This is a genomic window from Pseudomonas sp. S3E17, from assembly GCF_024168685.1.
GTDB classification, from domain to species: domain Bacteria; phylum Pseudomonadota; class Gammaproteobacteria; order Pseudomonadales; family Pseudomonadaceae; genus Aquipseudomonas; species Aquipseudomonas marginalis.
In genome coordinates this window covers 1,487,162-1,506,855 of the sequence record NZ_JALJWE010000001.1, presented here as the reverse complement: position 1 = coordinate 1,506,855, position 19,694 = coordinate 1,487,162, and the positions used below count along the sequence as shown (strand labels likewise).

At 64.3% G+C, this 19,694-nt stretch carries 14 protein-coding genes; 9 read left to right on the top strand and 5 right to left on the bottom strand.

The window, feature by feature from the left end; genetic code table 11:
- Window positions 1–4: 4 nt before the first annotated feature.
- Window positions 5–2,689 (bottom strand): TonB-dependent receptor, encoded by a 2,685-nt coding sequence (locus tag J3D60_RS06375; protein ID WP_253490479.1) that lies wholly within the window; start codon window positions 2,687–2,689, stop codon window positions 5–7.
- Between the two features lie 400 nt (window positions 2,690–3,089).
- On the opposite strand from J3D60_RS06375, the gene J3D60_RS06370 reads away from it, so the two are divergent.
- The 6 genes from J3D60_RS06370 to J3D60_RS06345 all read left to right on the top strand — a co-directional run bounded on the left by J3D60_RS06370 (window position 3,090) and on the right by J3D60_RS06345 (window position 9,223).
- Complete coding sequence (locus J3D60_RS06370; RefSeq protein WP_065941657.1) at window positions 3,090–4,100, top strand: ScbA/BarX family gamma-butyrolactone biosynthesis protein; 1,011 nt, start codon at window positions 3,090–3,092, stop codon at window positions 4,098–4,100.
- Window positions 4,097–4,774, top strand: a complete 678-nt coding sequence (locus J3D60_RS06365) for an HAD family phosphatase (RefSeq protein ID WP_253490478.1) — start codon at window positions 4,097–4,099, stop codon at window positions 4,772–4,774. The genes J3D60_RS06370 and J3D60_RS06365 overlap by 4 nt, the downstream gene beginning before the upstream one ends.
- A complete protein-coding gene (locus tag J3D60_RS06360) occupies window positions 4,774–5,991 on the top strand; it encodes a cytochrome P450 (RefSeq protein WP_092484620.1) in 1,218 nt (405 codons plus the stop codon). Before J3D60_RS06365 ends, J3D60_RS06360 begins: the two co-directional genes overlap by 1 nt.
- Window positions 5,992–6,005: 14 nt before the next feature.
- The gene (locus J3D60_RS06355) at window positions 6,006–7,553 is read left to right on the top strand and encodes an MFS transporter (protein WP_115487387.1); all 1,548 of its coding nucleotides are present in this window, start codon (window positions 6,006–6,008) and stop codon (window positions 7,551–7,553) included.
- A gap of 228 nt (window positions 7,554–7,781) precedes the next feature.
- Complete coding sequence (locus J3D60_RS06350) at window positions 7,782–8,291, top strand: sigma-70 family RNA polymerase sigma factor (protein WP_065927404.1); 510 nt, start codon at window positions 7,782–7,784, stop codon at window positions 8,289–8,291.
- Window positions 8,288–9,223: a FecR domain-containing protein gene (locus J3D60_RS06345; protein WP_065927405.1), complete on the top strand. Its 936-nt coding sequence runs from the start codon at window positions 8,288–8,290 to the stop codon at window positions 9,221–9,223. The genes J3D60_RS06350 and J3D60_RS06345 overlap by 4 nt, the downstream gene beginning before the upstream one ends.
- An 87-nt stretch (window positions 9,224–9,310) precedes the next feature.
- On the opposite strand, the gene J3D60_RS06340 is transcribed toward J3D60_RS06345, so the two are convergent.
- From J3D60_RS06340 to J3D60_RS06330, 3 genes are all read right to left on the bottom strand, one after another.
- Window positions 9,311–9,874, bottom strand: a complete 564-nt coding sequence (locus tag J3D60_RS06340) for a cytochrome b (RefSeq protein ID WP_253490477.1) — start codon at window positions 9,872–9,874, stop codon at window positions 9,311–9,313.
- Window positions 9,875–9,956: 82 nt separating this feature from the next.
- On the bottom strand, window positions 9,957–11,411 hold the full coding sequence (locus tag J3D60_RS06335; RefSeq protein ID WP_253490476.1) for an aldehyde dehydrogenase: 1,455 nt from the start codon (window positions 11,409–11,411) through the stop codon (window positions 9,957–9,959).
- 27 nt (window positions 11,412–11,438) lie between these two features.
- Complete coding sequence (locus tag J3D60_RS06330) at window positions 11,439–12,815, bottom strand: aspartate aminotransferase family protein (protein WP_065941651.1); 1,377 nt, start codon at window positions 12,813–12,815, stop codon at window positions 11,439–11,441.
- A gap of 191 nt (window positions 12,816–13,006) precedes the next feature.
- Between J3D60_RS06330 and J3D60_RS06325 the strand changes: the two genes are divergently transcribed.
- Entirely contained in the window at window positions 13,007–13,975 is a 969-nt protein-coding gene (locus tag J3D60_RS06325; RefSeq protein ID WP_065927427.1) for a helix-turn-helix domain-containing protein, read from the top strand.
- 224 nt (window positions 13,976–14,199) lie between these two features.
- Entirely contained in the window at window positions 14,200–15,648 is a 1,449-nt protein-coding gene (locus J3D60_RS06320) for an APC family permease (RefSeq protein ID WP_065941650.1), read from the top strand.
- A gap of 213 nt (window positions 15,649–15,861) precedes the next feature.
- Here J3D60_RS06320 and J3D60_RS06315 read toward each other — a convergent pair whose 3' ends face one another.
- Window positions 15,862–17,913 (bottom strand): methyl-accepting chemotaxis protein, encoded by a 2,052-nt coding sequence (locus J3D60_RS06315; RefSeq protein ID WP_253490475.1) that lies wholly within the window; start codon window positions 17,911–17,913, stop codon window positions 15,862–15,864.
- Window positions 17,914–18,241: 328 nt separating this feature from the next.
- On the opposite strand from J3D60_RS06315, the gene J3D60_RS06310 reads away from it, so the two are divergent.
- On the top strand, window positions 18,242–19,690 hold the full coding sequence (locus tag J3D60_RS06310) for an APC family permease (RefSeq protein WP_253490474.1): 1,449 nt from the start codon (window positions 18,242–18,244) through the stop codon (window positions 19,688–19,690).
- Window positions 19,691–19,694: the final 4 nt, after the last annotated feature.

Genomic DNA, 19,694 nt, shown 5'->3' with positions numbered 1-19,694 from the left:
TGAGTCAGAAGCGGTAGTCGGCTTTCACGTAGTAGAAGGCGCCTTCGGCACCGGCCGGGGAGATGCTCTGGTAGGCCACGCGCCCGCCGACAAAGCGGTTGGCCACGTCGATCTTGTCCGGGTAGCTGTCGAAAATATTGTTGCCGCCCAGGGTCAGGGTGAGCGCCTGGTTGATGTCGTAGGACAGGCTGGCGTTGCTCACCCATTGCGCCGAAAAGGTCTGGTCGCGGGCTTCGCCCAGGTTGGAGTCGAGGGTGTAGGTGCCGTAGCGAATCGTGTTGACGCTCGCCTGCCAGGCGCCCTTGCGCCAGTCGGCACCGAGGATCAGCTTGCTGTTGGGCGAGGCGCTTTCCACATAGCTCAGGGCTTCGCGATTGATCAGGGTGATGCCGGTGCCGGCCAGCGGGCCGGGGTTGTCCTTGATGTCGGTGACCTGGGTCTTGCTGTAGTTGAAGGCGCCGTTGAGGGTCAACTGGCTGGCGTCGGCCAGGTCCAGGCGATAGTGGGCGGCGAGGTCCACGCCGCTGGTCTTGGTGTCCAGTGCATTGGTGAAAAAACTCACCCCGGAGTAGTTGCCATAGCCTTGGTTGGCGAGGATCTGGCTGACCTGGGGGCCGCTGAGGGTTTCCGACAGGGCAATGCGGTCCTTGATGCGGATGTGGTACGCATCGAGGCTGACACTGGCACGCTCGAGCGGCTGCCAGACCACGCCGAGGGACAGGCTGGTGGATTTTTCCGGCTTCAGGTCACTGGCGCCCAAGGCGCGGGCGACCGGGGTGTTCACGCTGACGGTGCCGACCTGGTAGGCGGTGGGGTCGCCGGCCTTGAACTCGGTCTGGGTCGCCGAGGTGCCGATCTGCCCCAGGGTGGGCGCGCGGTAGCCGCTGCTCAGGGTCGAGCGCAGGCCCCACTGCGGGGTGAAGTCGTAGCGCGCGGAGAACTTGCCGGTGCTGGTGGTGCCGAAATCGTCGTAGTGCTCGCTGCGCCCGGCCAGGCCCAGTTGCAGTTTGTCGGTGACTTGCTGCTCCAGGCCCAGGTAGCCGCCGAACACGTGGCGGGCATAACGGCCTTCGTCGCTGTCCTGGGTGCCGGGGAAGCCCTGGGCGCCGCCGGCACGGGCGGGCAGGGCGCTGCCGTGGGTCCAGGAGGCGAGGTCGCCGGCGATCACTTCATAGGCTTCGTTGCGCCACGCCAGGCCGCTGGAGAACACCAGCGGGCCCGCGCCCCAGCCGACCTTGAATTCCTTGATATGGTCGAGGCCGACGTTGGTTTGCTCATTGACCAGCGCCCCGGCATTGAAGCTCGTCGGGCTCGCGGCGCCGAGGCTGGCGTTGAGCGAATCGCTGAGGTGATAGTCGATGCGGTTGCGCCCGTAGTTGGCACTGAGGTCAAAGCTGCCAAGTTGCTCATCGCGAATCTTTATGCCGCCTGTGACCGAGGCATCCCGCGAGCGCACGTCGAGCAGTGGCAGGAAACCGTTGGGGTACACGGCCACCAGGTTGTTGGGGTCGATGGGGCGGCGAAAGGTTGCCTGGGATTCGCCGGTACGGTCCTGGTAGGTGGCGAAGCCGTACAGGTCGACCGTGTCGCTCAGGGACAGGCCGCTGTTCAGCGCCAGGTTCCAGTCCTCGAGGCCCGGCGAGCCGTAGCGCCAATGGCGGTCGGCATCCGCTTCACGGGCGTCGCCGCTGGGGTAGAACTGCCGGCCATCGGTGCCGCCGGTGGAGGTGCGTTCGCTGCGCAGGCCTTCGCCGCTGAGGGTGAGAAAGCCATCGCCGGGCAAGGTGAAACCGCTCCAGCCCCCCACCGACCGGCGAAAGCCATCGCCCTTGGTGTACTGGCCGAAGGTGCTTTGCACGGCGCCGCCGTGGTCCTGCTCCTTGAGCACGATATTGACCACCCCGGCAATCGCATCCGAACCGTATTGGGCCGAGGCGCCATCGCGGAGTACTTCGATATGGTCGACGGCGCTGACGGGAATCGTCGACAGGTCCACCGCCTGTGAGCCACGCCCCAGGGTGGCCTTGGTGTTGACGAACGCCGAGGCATGCCGACGCTTGCCATTGACCAGCACCAGCACCTGGTCGGCGGCCAACCCACGTAACGACACCGGCCGCTGCGACGACACGCCATCGGTGCCGTTGACCTGCGGGTAGTTCACCGACGGCACCAGGGTTTCCAGGGCCTTGGCCAGGTTATCGGTGCCGGCGCGCTGCAACTGCTCGCTGCTGATCACATCCACGGGTGCCGCGCTTTGCAGCGCGGTGACGTCGCTGCGCCGGGTGCCGATCACCTCCACGGATTTCAGGCGTGGCGCCAGCGGTTCGCTGTTGGCTGCCGCTGCCGGGCTGGCCAGTCGATGGATCAACACTGCACCGCTGGCCGTCTGGCTGAAGCCCAACGAGGAGCCGCCCAAGGCAATGCCCAGCGCCTGTTCCTGGCTCAGTCGGCCCTGGATCGCGCGGCTCCCACGGCCTTCCACCAGCGGCGGGTCGAAGGCGATAGGGTGGCCGCTTTGCTGGGAGATGCTCAGCAGCACCTCATCCAGGGGGCCTGCGGGGATATTGAAGTCAATCACCCGTTGTACCGTCGCCGCGTCGTTTTGCGCCAACGCCAGGCTCGGCAGCGTCAGCCCGCCCATGGCCAATGCACACGCCAAAGGCGCCAGGGTGAATCCTGTTTTCAACATGCCAATCTGCTCCGGGTCGTGATGTTCTTTACGACCTTGAGCAACTTCGCGTGTGGATTTTCACTACTAAGTTAGAACGATTAGTTGGGTGTCTAGATGATTTAGTTGCGCTTATAAGCTTCGATCAAATAGGTCTAAGTGCGCAGTGAAAATATAAGGGACTATCTGCACAAGGGTACTGACAGCCAGAACGGGTTGTCCGCGCAAAGCATACAACGTTCACCGCGATGAACGTGTACGGCGGTCTGCACGCTTACGGAGAAGCTCATCAGGAGACAGATGCCCATGTCTGAAGTGCAAGTTCTACAGGTTCATGTCCAACGACCTAGCCGTTCGGTCAGTTGTGGCGAAAAAACGTTTCAGCTTAGCCTTCTCGCAGTAATCAAAGGAGGAGATTGCTATGTCTGAAGCCCTGGCTATTCGCTGCGAAAACACCGTGCCGCGCAGCATGGTGCACCGTGCCGCCGTCAGCGAAGTGTTCCTGACCGGCGCGGAACTGGTAAAGGAAGGACACTTTCGCTGCAGCGCTCAACTACCGCGTACCCACAGTTACTTCAGTGAACATACCCACCGCGCCGCACACTACGACATGCTGTTATTGCTGGAAGTATTCCGCCAGGCGTCGATTTATATCTCCCATGCGTTCCTCGACGTCAGCGCCCAGGACAAGTTTATCTACCTGGACAGTGTGACCCGCGTGACCGACCGGAGTTTATTGGTGGTGGGGGATCGTCCGGCATCCGCCGAGATCGATGTCTACGTGGTGGATGAATACCTGCGCCACGGCGAGCGCAGTGGCGTGACCCTGAACATGTCCCTGAGCATCAATGGCGAAGTGGCTGCACGCCACGAACGCATGAGCATTCGCTGGATGAGCGGCGCGGCCTGGAACAAGATGCGTGCCCGTGGCCTGGCGGCGATTCCCGCCAACGCCGACCCATTGGCACAGTTGCCGCCACCCTTGAGTCCATCCGCCGTAGGGCGTCACTGGCTGAACAATGTGGTGCTCGGCCGTGAACTGGAGCAGGGCGCCGCGACGCTGGTGGCGCCGCTGATCGTCGACCTGAACAACCCGGCGATCTTCGACCACCCCCTCGACCATATCCCCGGCATGCTGTTGCTCGAAGGCTTCCGCCAAGTGGCGCTGGTGGCGGCGGACCGGCAGTTGCAGGTCGGCCCCGAGCAGTTGCTGTTATCCCGCTGCCATGTGGTGTTTACCCGCTTCGGTGAGTTTGGTTTGCCAACCCGGGTCCGTGCGGACCTGACCTCCCTGGCCCGTGACGAACACGGTCGCATCACCCTGGCGCTGGAGGTCGAGCAGGGCGGCGCGGTGATTGCCACCGCTGAGCTCGAGTTGCTGCCGCTGGTCGCCAGCCAACCCTTGGCCCTGGTGGCGGGAGGTGTGCGATGAGCGACCTGCAATTTATCTGGTTCGATTTCGGTGGGGTGCTGTCGCCGCCGATTCCGGCGCTGTTCGAGCAATACCAGGTCAAGACCGGGCTGGCCCCGCACGTGCTGCAACAGGCCATGGGCGATGTGGCCGATGAGTTGGGCGTGCCCATGCTCGCGCCGGTGGAGAGTGCCTTGCTCACCGAGCGCGAGTGGGGCGAGCGCCTGGCGCAGGCCCTGCGCCGCCGTGACCCGCAGGTCGATTTATCCCGCGCTCACCTGCACACCTTCGGCGCGCAATGGTTCGCCGGGGTGCCGGCCAATGCGCCGCTGGTGGCCGCCGTGCGCGCGCTGAAGCGTGCCGGTTTTCGCGTCGGCATCCTTACCAACAACGTGGTGGAGTGGGAGCGGCATTGGCGGGCGATGGTGGGCCTGGATGAGGTGGTGGACCTGATTGTCGATTCCAGCCAGGAGCGCAGCCGCAAGCCGGAGCCGGCGTTCTTCCAGGTGGCGACTGCGCGCTCGGGCGTCGCACCGCAGCACAGCCTGTTGATCGACGACGTCGCGGAAAACATCGAAGCCGCCGACGCGCTTGGCTGGCAAGTGCTGCACTTCATCGACAACCACCAGGCGCTCGCCCAGCTGCAGCGCCTCACCGGTGTCAGCCTGTTGCAACCTGCCATGGAGCCTGCCTGATGAATATCGCCGTGATCGCCAGACCCGAGGTCACCGTGGCGCGCATCCCGCAGTTGGATGCACCGCCGGCCTATCAACCTGCCAGCCCCGCCAATGGCCTGCCGAGGATTCTGCTGCCCAGCGGTCACCTGGCCTTTCACCTGACCCGTTACGAACACGTGCAGGCGTTGCTGCTGGATAACCGCGCGATACGCGCGCCGTGCAACGAAGAAGACGGCGCGAGCTTTTTGCCGACCATCACGCCGCCTGAACTGCTGCTCAACAACGACATCCCCGACCATGGTCGCCTGCGCAAGGTGGTGGCCCGGGACTTCAGCCCCAGTGGCGTGGCGTTGCTGCGCGACAAGGTGGAACACGCCACCCATGAACGCCTCGATGTACTGCAACGCCAGGCGCCCGGTGCCGATCTGTTTGCCCAGGTGCTTGACCACATCCCCGCCACCGTGGATTGCCAGTTGCTCGGCATCCCCTTGAGTGACCGTGAGTATTACCGGCCCCTCAGCCACACCGTGCAGGTGGCGTCGGACGCTGATGTGCCGGAACTGCTGAACCAGTTCTGGGGCGTGTACAACTACCTGACGGACCTGGTCACCGGTGCGCGGCCCACCGATCCCGATGGGCTGATCCAGCGCTTCGTCGCGACCCGTGCCGACAGCGAGCCGCCGCTCAACGACAAGGAGCTGGTGGGCATCCTCCTGGGGGTATTGATCGGCGGCGACCAGAACATCCTCACGGTGCTGACCAAATCGGTGTACACCCTGTTGGCGGCCCCCGAGCTGTGGCAGCAATTGGTCGACGATCCGGGGCTGATCCCGGAGGCGGTCGAGGAGCTGCTGCGCCTGATTCCCCTGGGCACCATCTCGACCTTCCCGCGCCTGGCCAGCGTCGACTTGGAAGGGCCGTGGGGGCTGATTCCCGCAGGCAGCATCATTTACGCCGATGCGTTTGCCGCCAACCGTGATCCGGCGGCGTTCCCCGAGCCCCTGGCGATCCGCCTGGACCGCAAGGGCGCGCGGCATTTGCAGTTCGGCTACGGCATGCACAACTGCATGGGCGCCGCCCTGGCGCGCCTGGAAATCACCACGGTGCTGCAGATTCTCGTGCAGCGCTTCCCGAACCTGCGCCTGGCGGTGCCGGCGGACCAGGTGCCCTGGGTCGACGGCATCATCCTGCGCCGTCCTGCCCGCTTGCCGGTGCACGGCTTCACTTCAACCTGACCTTGGAAGGACCCATGAAAACGACCTTTGCCGATACGGCTCTACTGACCATCATCCTGCTGGCGATCTTCGTCGTGCCCAGTTCCATCTCGGGTACGGCACTTGCGTTGCCGGCCATCGGCGCCGACATCCAGGCGCCGTTGACCAGCCTGCAATGGGTGGTCAATGCGTTCAACCTGGCGTTCGCCTGCTTCACCCTGGCGTGGGGCGCGCTGGCGGATCGGCTCGGGCGCAAACGCTGTTTTGTCGCCGGCGCTTCGCTGTACGTGGTGGCCTCGGTGCTGTCCGCCGTGGCCGAGAGCGCCTGGCTGCTGGACGCGGCGCGGGGGCTGGCGGGCATTGGCGCGGCGGCGATCTTTTCCTGCGGCATCGCGATTTTGTCCACCCACTTCAGCGGCCCGGCGCGGCTGCGTGCGTTTGCCCTGTTCGGCACCGTTGCCGGCCTGGGCGTGAGCCTGGGCCCGACCTTGTCCGGCCTGCTGCTGGACAGCGTCGGCTGGCGCGCGATTTTCTGGGCCCATGGGGTGACCCTGGTGATCGTGCTGCTGGGCAGCCCGTTGATTACCCGCGATGGCGTGTTGGCTGAGCGCACCGCGCGCTTCGATGTGCCGGGGGCGACGCTGTTTGTGCTGGCATTGCTGGCGCTGATGGTGGCGATTGTGCAGGGCTCGCAATGGGGCTGGACCAGCCGCGGTGTACTCGGCCTGGTGGCGGTCGCCGTGGTGCTGTTGGCGGTGTTTACCTGGCAGGAGCGTCGCCACCTGCAGCCGATGCTCGACCTGTCGCTGCTGGCGCGCGGGCCCTTCGTCGGCCTGGCGCTGGTCACCGTGGCGGCGTCGTTCGGTTTTGTGACCTTGCTCACGTACCTGCCGAGCTATCTGTTCGGCGTGTTGCAATTGAGCGCAACCCATGCGGGCCTGGCGATGTTGCTGCTGACGGTGCCGATGCTGTTTTGCCCGATCCTGGCGGGCAAGTGGGCGGCACGCGGGGTGTCGGCGATCGGCATTCTCAAGGCCAGCCTGATTGCGTTGCTGGTCGGTGTGGTGGCGTTGGCGCTGGTCAGCCAGGTCGGTGTGGCGCTGTGGCAACTGGCAGTGCCGCTGTTGCTGGTGGGCATCGGCATGGGCCTGTCGGCCGGGCTGGTGGATGGCCTGGCGCTCAAGACCGTGCCGGAGCAAAAGGCCGGGATGGCGGCGGGCCTGCTCAACACCTTCCGCCTGGGCAGTGAAGCGATTGCGGTGGCCTTGTATGGCTCGCTGCTGGCGACCTTGCTCGACAGCCAGTTGCGCGGCACGCTGAGCCGCCTGGCGCCCGACCCGGCGACCCTGCAACGCTGGATCGACGACGTCGCCGCCGGCAACCTCACCGGGTCCCTGCAAACCCTGGGCGCGGAGCAAGCGGCGACGGTGCACAGCCTGTTTATCGGCGGCTATGACAGCGCCTTCCATGGTGTGCTCTGGGCGCTGGCCGTGATCCTGCTGGTGCTGACCGTGGTGGTCACCTGGCTGGTACGCCCATTGCGCGAACAGGAACGCAGCGAGGCGCAACTGGCCACGCACTGAGCCACGCGCCGTACCGCCTGCGACAGTCGCAGGCGGTGCTTTGGCGTGTCCGTAAAAGCGCCGAAGGTTATGCAAAAAATGCAGCTTGATGGCTTTTTTTATTCTTTTATCTGGTGATGCCCACTGGGGCAAACTGGACTCACCTGCCCGGACGCAGGTCTACCTCAAACCGACAGGCCCACCACCACTTGTCCGCTGGCGTGTGCAGTCCATGAAGATTATGGACCTATGGACCCGAATGCTTTGCTCAAGACCCGCCTTATCGGCCAGATTTTCCAGCAGCACTACAGCTGGTTGTGTGCGCGTTTGTCGTACCGCACCGGTTGCAGCCATAGCGCCGAGGACATCGCCGCCGAGACCTTCCTCAAGGTGTGGATGCTGCCCGACCCCACGGCCATTCGCGAACCGCGCGCGCTGCTGACCACCATCGCCCAGCGCCTGATGTACGAGAGCTGGCGCCGACGCGACCTGGAAAAAGCCTACTTGCAGATCCTGGCCGACGTGCCCGAACACGTGCACCCATCGCCCCAGGAACAACTGATTCTGATCGAGAGCCTGTTGGCCATCGACCGGCTGCTGGACGGCCTGTCGGGGCAAGCCAAGGCGGTGTTCGTGCACAGCCAGTTGGACGGCATGACCTACACGCAGATCAGTGAACGCCTGGGCCTGTCCCTGGGGCGCATCCACCAATTGATGACCCAGGCCCTGCGCGCCTGTTACCTGGGGTTGAGCGAGTGAGCAAACAGCCTTTGAACGACCCGGTGGCCGAGGAGGCCATCGGCTGGCTGGTGCAGATCCAGTCCGGCGACTTCAGCCCCGCCCAGCAGCAGGCGCTGGATGAATGGCGGGGCACCTCGGCCCATCATCGCCAGGTATACGCGCAACTGCTCGCCGGCCTCGATCAGCTCAAGGCCTCACCCTGGCGCGGGCGCTCCAGCGCGCAGTTGCTGCGTAGCCTGGAGCAACCCAACAGCCGTCGCGCATTCCTGCGTACCAGCCTGTGTGCGCTGGGATTGGCGGCGGGCGCGGGGTGGGGCTGGCGTTTTGAAGACGCGGGGCAGACATACGCCACCGGCACCGCCGAGCGTCGCACCTGGCAACTGGCCGATGGCAGCACCCTCAAGCTCAATGCCCGCAGCGAGGTGGTCTCGACGCTGGCCGGGGACGCGCACAGTCTTGAACTGCGCACCGGCGAAATGCTGGTGAACCTGCTGCGTCCGCTGCAGGTCAAGACCCGCGCCGCCCATATCAGTGCCACCACGGGCCGCCTGATGCTGAGTGAACAGGACGGCGCGATGCGCCTGGTCACCCTGGATGCCGATGCGGTGCTGCACTTCGACGGCGGTGCCCAGCAACGAGTGGCCATGCACCAGAGCACGCTGTTCGACCACCAGCGCATCCTCACCCAAGTGCCCATGGCCGCCACCGAAACCGCCTGGCTCGACGGCTGGCTGGTGGTGCGCAACCAGACGCTGGCCAGCGTGGTGGAAGCGATCCGGCCCTACCGCAAGGGCATCGTGCGCCTGGATGCCGCGGTGGCGCAGCTGCGCGTGAGTGGCCGGTTCCCGCTGGATGATGCGCGCCAGACCCTGGAGGCCTTGGAGCAAAGCTTGCCGATCAGGGTGACGCAGTGGGGTGGGGTGCTGGTGTTGATCGGGGCGCGGGCCTAGGGGCCGGCCAGGCGCATGGATTGCTGAAGACGACCCCGCCACGCTGCCTGCCGGGGTTATTTCATGTCCCTTGCCTGCACCATTCATTCAGAGCATCCGGCGCAGCACGTCGTTGCGCGGATCGCGGTCGTATAAGCGGTGCTTGAGGGCGCCTGCGACATGCAGCACGATCAGCACCAGCAGTGTGTAGGCGAGGACTTTGTGCAGCCACTGGAACACCACGAACCAATCGTCATTCTTCGGCAACAGCTCCGGCAGGTTGACCCCGAAAAAGAACACCCCGTCGCTCATCGTAAAGGTGCTCGACATGGAGTAACCCATCAGCGGCACGATCACCAGCAGGACATACATGACGCGTTGCGTCAGGCGTGACAGGAAGCGTTCATACCCGGCCAGGGTTTCCAGCGGCTGCGGCAGCCTGGGGGTACGAAAGCGCACGGCGAGCTGAGTCAGCACCACCAGGAACGTCAACACCCCGAAGGACTTGTGCCACGGGTAATAGAGCTCGAATTTGCTCGCCACCTCATCATTCATGCCGGTCATATGCCAGCCTGCCCAGAGCAGGCCCAGCACCAGTACGGCGCGCAGCCAGTGCAACAGGCGCAGGGACGTCGGGTAGCGATCGATTGTCGGTTGATCCATTGGGTTCATATCAAGCTCTCCAGGGAGCGATGCACGGTGGAATGGCCACCCTCGACGTTGGAGGGTGGCTCGGTCAGGACAGCGCGTGTGCTCAGGCCGGCAGCAGCACGGTGATGACTTTCTCCTCGGTGTAGGCCAGCGCGCCGCTGAACCCGCCTTCACGGCCGATACCGCTGGTCTTGACGCCGCCCCAAGGCAGGTTGGCGTCCAGCGGGCTCCAGCAGTTGATACCGACGGCGCCGGCCTTTACCGCCGCCGCCACACGGTGCGCCCTGGCCAGGTCGCCGGTCCAGACCGTGGCCGCCAGGCCGTAGGTGCTGTCGTTGGCGAGGGCGATCGCTTCGTCTTCGCTGTCGAACGTGATCAGCGTGCCGACCGGCCCGAAAATCTCGTCCCGGGCGATGTCCATGTCGTTGCGGGCGTTGGCGAAGATCGTCGGGCGCACGAACCAGCCTTGCTCGGGCGTCGAGACGCCGCCGGCCAGCAGGGTTGCCCCCTGGTCGATGCCCCGCTGGATGTAGCGGTTGACGCGATCGAACTGGGCTTTCTTGGCCACCGGGCCCATCTGTACCCCGGGCTCGCGCGGGTCGCCGACGTTCACTGCGTGTGCGGCCTCGGCCAGCGCGGCGCCGAAACGCTCGGCGAGGCTGCGCTGCACCAGGATCCGCGAGCCGGCGGCACACACCTGGCCCTGGTTGGCGAACAGGCCGAGTGCACAGCCGCGCAGGGCATCGTCGAAGGACGCATCGTCAAACACAATCTGTGGGCTCTTGCCGCCCAGTTCCAGGGCCACGCGCTTGAACAGCACGCCGGCCGTGCGCTGGATTTCACGCCCGGCCTCGGGGCTGCCGGTGAAGCTGATCTTGGCCACATCCGGGTGCTCGCACAGGGCGCGACCGACTTCGTTGCCGTAGCCGGTGACCACGTTGATCACGCCGTCCGGGAAGCCGGCTTCCTGCGCCAGCAGCGCCAGGTGCAGGGCCGACTGCGGGGTTTCCTCCGAAGGCTTGACCACCACGGTACAGCCCGCCGCCAGCAACGCGGCGAGCTTCCACACGGTGATCATCAGCGGCGAGTTCCAGGGCACGATGGCACCGACTACGCCGACGGGCTCGCGCACCGTGTACGACAGGGTTTTGGTGCCGAAGTAACCGCCGGTGGGAATGGTGCGACCTTCGAGCTGATTGGCCCAGCCGGCGGCGGCGCGCAGGTTGGCGATCGCGTTGGGCAGGTCCATCCGGCGCGGTTCGATGGGCGAGCGGCCGATGGCATTGGCGTCCAGATCGGCCAGCAGTTCGCTGTCGCGCTCGACCAGGTCGGCCAGTTTCGCCAACAGTCGGCCACGCTGGGCGCCGCCAAGTTGGCTCCAGCCGCCCCTTTCCAGTTGGTGGCGTGCCGCCGCCACGGCACGTTCCACGTCTTCGCGGGTGCCACGGGCGGAGCTGCCATACGCCTGCTCGGTCACGGGGTTGACCAGGTCGAAACGGCGGCGGTCGAAGGCTTCGCAGGGCGTACCTTCGATGAAATGATTCAAGTGCTCAGTCATGTTGCGGTCCTCGAGTAGTGGGCAGGCTCACGCCTTGAGGGACGCCAGGGCGTCGCCGAAGATGTCCAGGGCCTTGAAGAACAGTTCGCGGGAGATCGTCAGCGAGGGCATCACGCGCATCACGTTGCTGTAGCGGCCGCAGGGGATCATCAGCACGCCGTGGTTGAGCAGGTAGCCCATCAACTGGCCGATCTTTTCGCCCGCCAGGGGCGCCTTGGTGAGCGGATCCTCGACCAGTTCGATACCGATCATCAGGCCGCGCCCGCGCACTTCGCCGACCAGCGGGCTGTTGAAGCCGCGAATATGCGCCTGGGCTTCCAGCCCCAACGTGTGGGCGCGGTTGAGCAGGTCGAGTTGTGGATCCTGCAGGATGCTGATGTTGGTCAACGCCACGGCCGCCGACAACGAGTTGGCGGCAAAGGTGTTGGGCATCGAGCCGTCGGGAATCTTGGCCGCCAGGTCCGAGCGCATGATCAGGCCGGCCATGGGCAGGTCGCTGCCGATGCCCTTGCCGAAGGTGAGCATGTCGGGCTTCACGCCGGAATGTTCGACCGCCCACATCTTGCCGGTGCGTCCTGCGCCGGATTGCACTTCATCGACAATCAGCAATGTGCCGCTGCGGTCGCAGGCCTGGCGCAGCAATTGCAGGAATTCCGGCGAGGGTGGCACGTAGCCGCCTTCGCCCTGCACCGGCTCCACGATCACGGCTGCCACGTCATCGGCGGCGGTGTAGGGGGTGTTCAACAGGTAGTCGATGTACTCGCCGGCGATCTGCTCGGCGCTTTTGTGGGTGGTGTCGAAGGGGAAACGGTAGGCGTACGGGTAGGGCGCGTGGATTACGCCCCCCATCTGGGCACCGAAGCCCTTGCGGTAGGCCGTGCCGGTGGTCAGCGCGCCCGAGGCATGCCACACGCCGTGGTAGCCGCCATGGAAGGCGATGATCTGGTGGCGTCCGGTAATGCGCCGGGCAAACTTGATCGCGGCCTCCAGCGCATCGCTGCCGCTCTGGGTGAAGAAGGTCACGCAGTCGCCACGCAAGCCATCGGGGGCGATCTCGGAGAGCTTGGCCGCCAACTCGGTGCGCCGTGTGCTGTTGATTTCCAGGGCGTGCATCAGCACTTCGGACTGTTCGCGAATCGCCTGCACCACTTTGGGGTGGCAGCGGCCGACGCTGCTGACGCCCACGCCGGCAGACAGGTCGATGTAGGTGTTGCCGTCGGGGTCTTTGAAGGTCGCACCGAAGGCGCGGTCCATGGCCACCGGCATGCGGCCGCCGCCGCGTGCCATCGACTCGGTGCGCGCCGACAGCGCCAGGGCCTCGAGGGTCTTGGGGCCGGGCAGTGTGCCGGAGACAATGTGCGGGGCATCCGCGAAGTGCAGGGCTTGAAAGTTGGCTTCACTCATGACGGTCTCTCTGGAATGTCGATTTAAGTGTGCCGATCATCTCCGCCGCGGGTTCCCGGCCGGTAGCCCGAATCGGCACATGAGACGCGGGCAATCCAGCGCATAAACAATTTGCAGGATGTGACCGATGTGCGAGTATCAAAGGCATCGGCGATCTAAAAACAAGAATGTTGGTAGAGGCACACCCCCCAATGAAAAACCAGACGATCAGCCATTTCCGCGATATCCACGTCCACGCAGCCACCATCCAGCAGTGGAGCCAGGACTACAGCCAGCTCACCGCCGGTTCGGCCGAGAGTTCGCTGATGCAACTGACGACGACCGGTTGCCACCTGTTCCTCGAGCAGATCAACCAGCGTGTGGTGCAGAACGGCGTGGCGCCTCGCGACAAGATGTGTTTTGCGGTGCCGATCAATGTGCCCGGCTCGGTTCGCATGCAGGGCCGCGAGGTGGATGACAGCAGCCTGTTCTTCCTCCACGGTGGCGAGGAGTTCATGTTCCATATGCCGATGGGCATGGAGCTTTTGTCCATTACCTTTGAGCGTGAATTGTTCGAAGAGGCGCTGGAACAGACGGCGTCGGCGAAAGAACTCAATCGGTTGCTGCGCCAACCGGTGATAAAGGTGTCTCCCCAGCGTTTTGCCCAGGCCCGGCGTCGATTGCTGGCATTGTTCTCCGAGGCCCTGGTAAACGATGACCTCGACTACACGCGCGAGCGTGAGTCGGCGCTGGAACAGGCCATGCTCGGCGAGCTGCTGCAACTGATGACCGACCCGGCCTGTGACAAGCAGCAGCGCAGCCCCAGTTCCACGCGCAGCTTTATCGTCGAGAAATGCCATCGCCTGGCCACGACCGAAATGATCAACGTGCCCAGCGTGATCGATTTGTGCCAGCGTCTCCAGGTGAGTCGGCGCACGGTGCAGAACAGCTTCCGCTCGGTCGCCGAGACCACACCGCTGAATTACCTGCGCTCAGTGAGGCTCAACGGCGTACGCCGAACCTTGATGTCTACCCGGGCATCCGAGCTGTCGATTGGGGACGCCGCCGCCCAGTGGGGTTTCTACCACCTGAGCCATTTTGCCGCGGAGTACCAGGAACTGTTCGCGCAGTTGCCGTCCCACACGACCCGCGCCGCCATTACCGGCAACGTGCGAGCCTGAACCCAAGCCTTTAGCAAGATCTGAATCAGCCTGCGTCGTCCGCTCGGGATGTGCAGGTGTTTCGCCGTGGGCGCTTGCGTTACCGATTTGGGATACCGGCACGCTGTAGGGCAGGCATAGGATCGATGCCAGCGTGCAACAACAACGACAAGCTATTCGGTACCCGGTCGACAGCCGGCTGCACCGATCCTACAGCGACTGCCTCATACAATAAGGTCAACAGCATGAGTGTATCCAACTCGATCAACAGCTCCACGGAGCTCAAGCGTGGCGCCCTGGGTGTGGGCTTTATCATCTTCTTCGTGGTATCGGCGGCAAGCCCGCTGAGTGTGATCGCCGGCGGCTTTCCCATCGGCATCATGCTGGGTAACGGTGCGGGCACCCCGGCGTTGCTGATCCTGGCCTTGTTGGTGCTGCTGGCGTTCTCGGTGGGCTACACCACCATGGCGCGCCACCTGACCAATGCCGGCGGTTTCTACGCGTTCACCGCCCGTGGGCTGGGCGGCCTGGCCGGTGGCGCGGCCGGGGTGCTGGCGATGTTTGCCTATAACATCCTGCAGGTCGGCTTGTACGGCATGTTCGGCGGGGTGGTCAGCGGCACCATGGAAGCCGCCTTCGGCCTGGTGCTGCCGTGGTGGTCCTATTCGCTGATGGCGATGGCAAGCATCGCGATCCTGGGGTATCGCAAGATCGACCTGTCCGCGCGGGTATTGTCGGTGATGGTGATCGCCGAGTACCTGGCGATCCTGGTCCTGGATTTCGCCATGCTCAAGTCCGGTGGCGACAGCGGCATCAACCTGGATTCGTTCAGTAGCCGCCATGTGTTCAGCGGCACGCCGTCAATCGGCCTGCTGTTCTGCTTCGCCGCCTTTATCGGCTTCGAGGCCACCACCATCTACGGTGAAGAAGCCCGGGACCCGCAGCGCACCATTCCGATTGCGACCTACTGCTCGGTGTTGCTAATCGGCGGTTTCTACGCGTTGTCGGTCTGGTCGATGGTGGTGGGCGTGGGCGCGGACAAGATCGTGCCGATGCTGCAGGCCTTGCAGGACCCGACTACGTTTATCTATGGCATGTCCGACCATTTTGTCGGCCCGCAGCTGACCCAGGTTATCCGCGTGCTGTTCATGGTCAGCATCTATGCCGGCCTGCTGGCCTTTCACAACGCCGCCGCCCGTTACTTCTACGCCATCGGCCGTGACGGCTTGTTGCACAGCCAGTTGGGCACCACCCATCGGGTGCACCAGAGCCCGCATATGGGCTCGGCCTTGCAGAGCCTGATCTCGGCCGTGGTGGTGTTGATTTTCGCGGCGCTGGATGCCGATCCGATCCTGCAGCTGTTTGCCTGGCTGTCCAACCTGGCCACACTGTGCGTGATCCTGCTGATGGCGCTGACCTCGGCCGCGGTGCTGGTGTTCTTCCGGCGCCATCCGCAGCTCAAGGTCGGGCTCTGGCGTGGGCAGATCCTCCCCGGTTTCTCGTGCCTGGCGCTCGTGGCCGTGCTGGTGCTGGCGGTGGTGCATTTCGATGTGCTGACCGGTGCCAGCCAACTGCTGTCCTACGGCCTCTGCGCGATCATTCCCCTGGCGTTGCTGGGCGGTGTATTCCTCGCGGCGCGGCTGCGCAAGGCGTCGCCGCAGCGGTTCCTGGCCTTGGGCAGCCACAAGCTTTAAGGCGTGGGCGGCGGTGTCTGCCTGCTCAGCCTGACCAGCAGCGCGTGGTCAAGGCTGTCGAAGGGTCAACCGGGCTGGAATGACCACGCCTGCCGAGTAGGCCCCGCTGGAAATAATCCCGAGGATCAGCCAGCGGCGTGGATAAATCATGGGGGAACTCAATGTTGGAGAGTTGAAAGGCGGCCACCGCAGCTCAGTCAGGCGGCACGCCCATTACACGCGGAAATGCCCGACCAGCTGTTGTTGGTGATTGGCCATCTGATGCAATGCGTCACTGGCCTGCGACGCCTCGTGCATGCGCCCGGCGAGTGTTTCGCTGATACCGCGGATGTCGCTGACGCGATGGCTGATATCGTCCACCACGCTGCTCTGCTCCAGGGCCGCACTGGCGATCTGCTGATTCATCTGTTCGATCACATCCACGGCCTGGGAAATATGCCCCAGCGCCACTCGGGTCTGTTGCACCTGGAGTACGCTGCCGCCGGCTTGCTCGCGGCTCAGTTGGGTGCTGTGTACCACCGCCTGGCTCAGCTGTTGCAACGTTTCGATCACTGTACGCACCTGTTCGACCGAACTCTGGGTGTTGCTGGCCAGGTGCCTGACTTCATCGGCCACCACCGCAAAACCGCGACCCTGCTCGCCTGCACGGGCCGCTTCGATGGCCGCATTCAACGCCAGCAGGTTGGTCTGTTGCGCGATGGCGCTGATCACGTCCAGTACCTGACCGATCTGGTTGCTGCTGTCGGCCAGGGCGTTGACTTGCTGGAGGGTGGTTTCCAGGCGTTGGTCGAGGGCCTCGATGCTGCGTTCGGCGGTGGAGAACACCGCCTGGCCTGAGCGGCTCGCGTTTTCGGCGGCGGTGGCAGCGTCGGCGGCGCTGTGGGAGTGACGGGCCACTTCCTGGGCACTGGCGCTCATTTCGTGCAGCGCGGTGGCGGCCAGCTCCACTTCGCGGTATTGGCGCTGCATGCCGGTGCTGACTTCGCGGGCAATGCCGGACGAGGTGTCGGCGCTGTCGCGGGTATCCAGGGACGCGGTCTGGATGGCACGAATAATCGGCTGCAAGGTGTCGAGGAAACGGTTGAAACCATTGGCCAGGCGGCCCAGCTCGTCGCGTCGCCCGACGGGCAGGCGCTGGGTCAGGTCCCCGTCGCCCTCGACAATGGCATCGAGCAGCTCGGCCATCTTCAGCAATGGGCGAGTCACGCCGTAGGCCGCCAGCCAGATCAGCAGCATCCCCAGGCTGCTGGCCAGGATGCCCAGGCCAAGGTTGAGCCAGTTGGACTCACGGCTTTTGTCGTCCAGTTCGCTCTGCATCTGCCGGGCGGACGCCTGCACCCGTGCCTGCGGGACCTTGATCTGCAGTTGCCAGGCTGGAGTGCCCGCTGCCGTTTGCACGGCTTGGCGGATGTCCAGGGTTTCCCCCGCGACATCGCCGCTGCGTCCCGCCACTTGACCCGAAGCCGACACCAGGGTGACCTGGCTGTCGCCCTGGTAGAGGTCCTGGCTGAGGTTGGCGGCCAGTTTCTGCAAGGTGTCGAGGCTGATGTCCATGCCCACCACGCCGAGCACGTTACCGTCGACGATCAGGGGGATGGAAATGCTGCTCATCAGGGCTTTGTGGCCTTCCACTTCGATGGTGTATGGCTCGACCACACACACCTGTCGTTGCGCCTGAGGGCAGGCGTACCAGGCGTTTGCCGGTGCGCTGCCGGGGGGCGCAGTGTTGGCGGCGATTTGTGCCTCGCTCAACACCTCCTGCACCAGTTGCCCCGGCTGGCTCTGGGACCAGTACAGCGCAAAGCGCCCGGTTTCATTCGCGGCCAGGGCGCGTTGGTCGCGCCAGTCGGCGTCGCTGCCGGCCAGGGCATCGGGCAGCATGATCACGTACAGGCCGAGGACTTTTTCGCGCTGCCTGAGGGCTTCTCGGGCGATGCCGACCAGGGCTTGACGCAATTGCACGACCGTCAGGCGTCCATTGAGGGTTTGCTCGCGCAGTTGCAGAACCTGCTGGGCGAACCCTTCGCCATACAGCGCGGTTTCATTGAAAAAACGCTCCACCTGTTGGCCATGAGCCACGGCCTGGGCCTGCAAGCGTTCCAGCGCGGCGTGTGTCAGCAACGTGCTGCTCTGCTCCTTGAGCAGCTTTGCACTGGTTTGATTCTGGTAGGCGCTGGCGCCAATCAGCGCGCCCACGACTGCCAGCAGGCAAAGTCCGCTCAGCAGGGTGATACGCCATTGGAGGGTGAGATGGGCTGGACGCATGGCTGGGGCTTCCTACGGAGGCGTTGGCGGTGATGGGCACGTTCTTATTCTTGTTGCCGGCATCCGCGCATAGCACGGGTGAGGCTAGGGTGCGGGCATGACAGGCCGGGCGGCTATCCCAAATCGGCAACAGCGCTAGGAGGGATCGGGCGACCCCGACCTGTTTTGGGGCGGGGCTTTGGATGCTACCGATTTGGGATAGCGAGCCGTTCCAGGGCGGGCATAGGATCAAATTCAGCGCGCAACTAAAACAAAACGCTAACCGGTGCCGATGCGATGTGGTCGGGCCAACCCAAAAGCGACTGCCTCATACAATAAGGTCAACAACATGAGTGTATCTATCCCGGTCAACAGCTCTACGGAGCTCAAGCGTGGTGCCCTGGGTGTGGGCTTCATCATCTTCTTCGTGATATCGGCGGCAAGCCCGCTCAGTGTGATCGCCGGCGGTTTCCCGATCGGCATCATGCTGGGCAACGGTGCGGGCACCCCGGCGTTGCTGATCCTGGCCTTGCTGGTGCTGCTGGCGTTTTCGGTGGGCTACACCACCATGGCGCGCCACCTGACCAATGCCGGCGGTTTCTACGCGTTCACCGCCCGTGGGCTGGGCGGCCTGGCCGGTGGCGCGGCCGGGGTGCTGGCGATGTTCGCCTATAACATCCTGCAGGTCGGGTTGTACGGGATGTTCGGTGGCGTGGTCAGTGGCACCATGGAAGCCGCCTTCGGCCTGGTGCTGCCCTGGTGGGCCTACTCGCTGATGGCGATGGTGAGCATCGCGATCCTGGGCTATCGCAAGATTGACCTGTCGGCACGGGTGCTGTCGGTGGTGGTGATCGCCGAGTACCTGGCGATCCTGGTCCTGGACTTCGCCATCCTCAAGTCAGGCGGCGACAGCGGCATCAACCTGGACTCGTTCAGCAGCCGCCATGTGTTCAGTGGTACGCCGTCAATCGGCTTGCTGTTCTGCTTCGCCGCCTTTATCGGCTTCGAGGCCACCACTATCTACGGCGAAGAGGCCAGGAACCCCAAGCGCAGTATCCCGATTGCCACCTACTGTTCGGTGTTGCTGATCGGTGGTTTCTACGCGCTGTCGGTGTGGTCGATGGTAGTGGGCGTGGGGGCGGATAAGATCGTGCCGCTGCTGCAGTCCCTGCAGGACCCGACCACCTTTATCTATGGCATGTCCGACCACTTTGTCGGACCGCAGCTGACCCAGATCATCCGCGTGCTGTTCATGGTCAGTATTTATGCCGGGCTGTTGGCCTTTCACAACGCCGCCGCGCGTTACTTCTACGCCATCGGCCGCGACGGCCTGTTGCACAGCCTGTTGGGCACCACCCATCGCGTGCACCAGAGCCCGCATATGGGCTCGGCGTTGCAGAGTTTGATCGCTGCGGTCGTGGTGCTGATATTTGCCGCGATGGATGCCGATCCCATCCTGCAACTGTTTGCCTGGCTGTCCAACCTGGCCACGCTGTGCGTGATCCTGTTGATGGCGCTGACCTCGGTGTCGGTATGCGTCTACTTTCATCGGCATCCCGAGCTTAAGGTCGGGCTGCTGCGTGGACGGATCCTGCCCGGTATTTCGAGCCTGGCGCTGGTGATGGTGCTGGTGTTGGCGGTGGTGCATTTCGACGTGCTGACCGGCGCCAGCCAACTGCTGTCCTACAGCCTCTGCGCAATTATTCCGGCGGCCTTGATCATCGGCATCGTACTCGCCGCGCGACTGCGCAACAGCTCGCCGCAACGCTTCCTGGCCTTGGGCAGCCACAAGCTTTAAGGCC

Bases quoted from the DNA above. Each gene is read 5' to 3' on its own strand.
- J3D60_RS06335 (WP_253490476.1), bottom strand. From the start codon at position 11,411: ATGACTGAGCACTTGAATCATTTCATCGAAGGTACGCCCTGCGAAGCC.
- J3D60_RS06330 (WP_065941651.1), bottom strand. From the start codon at position 12,815: ATGAGTGAAGCCAACTTTCAAGCCCTGCACTTCGCGGATGCCCCGCAC.
- J3D60_RS06350 (WP_065927404.1), top strand. From the start codon at position 7,782: ATGGACCCGAATGCTTTGCTCAAGACCCGCCTTATCGGCCAGATTTTC.
- J3D60_RS06370 (WP_065941657.1), top strand. From the start codon at position 3,090: ATGTCTGAAGCCCTGGCTATTCGCTGCGAAAACACCGTGCCGCGCAGC.
- J3D60_RS06355 (WP_115487387.1), top strand. From the start codon at position 6,006: ATGAAAACGACCTTTGCCGATACGGCTCTACTGACCATCATCCTGCTG.
- J3D60_RS06320 (WP_065941650.1), top strand. From the start codon at position 14,200: ATGAGTGTATCCAACTCGATCAACAGCTCCACGGAGCTCAAGCGTGGC.
- J3D60_RS06365 (WP_253490478.1), top strand. From the start codon at position 4,097: ATGAGCGACCTGCAATTTATCTGGTTCGATTTCGGTGGGGTGCTGTCG.
- J3D60_RS06360 (WP_092484620.1), top strand. From the start codon at position 4,774: ATGAATATCGCCGTGATCGCCAGACCCGAGGTCACCGTGGCGCGCATC.
- J3D60_RS06310 (WP_253490474.1), top strand. From the start codon at position 18,242: ATGAGTGTATCTATCCCGGTCAACAGCTCTACGGAGCTCAAGCGTGGT.
- J3D60_RS06340 (WP_253490477.1), bottom strand. From the start codon at position 9,874: ATGAACCCAATGGATCAACCGACAATCGATCGCTACCCGACGTCCCTG.
- J3D60_RS06375 (WP_253490479.1), bottom strand. From the start codon at position 2,689: ATGTTGAAAACAGGATTCACCCTGGCGCCTTTGGCGTGTGCATTGGCC.
- J3D60_RS06325 (WP_065927427.1), top strand. From the start codon at position 13,007: ATGAAAAACCAGACGATCAGCCATTTCCGCGATATCCACGTCCACGCA.
- J3D60_RS06315 (WP_253490475.1), bottom strand. From the start codon at position 17,913: ATGCGTCCAGCCCATCTCACCCTCCAATGGCGTATCACCCTGCTGAGC.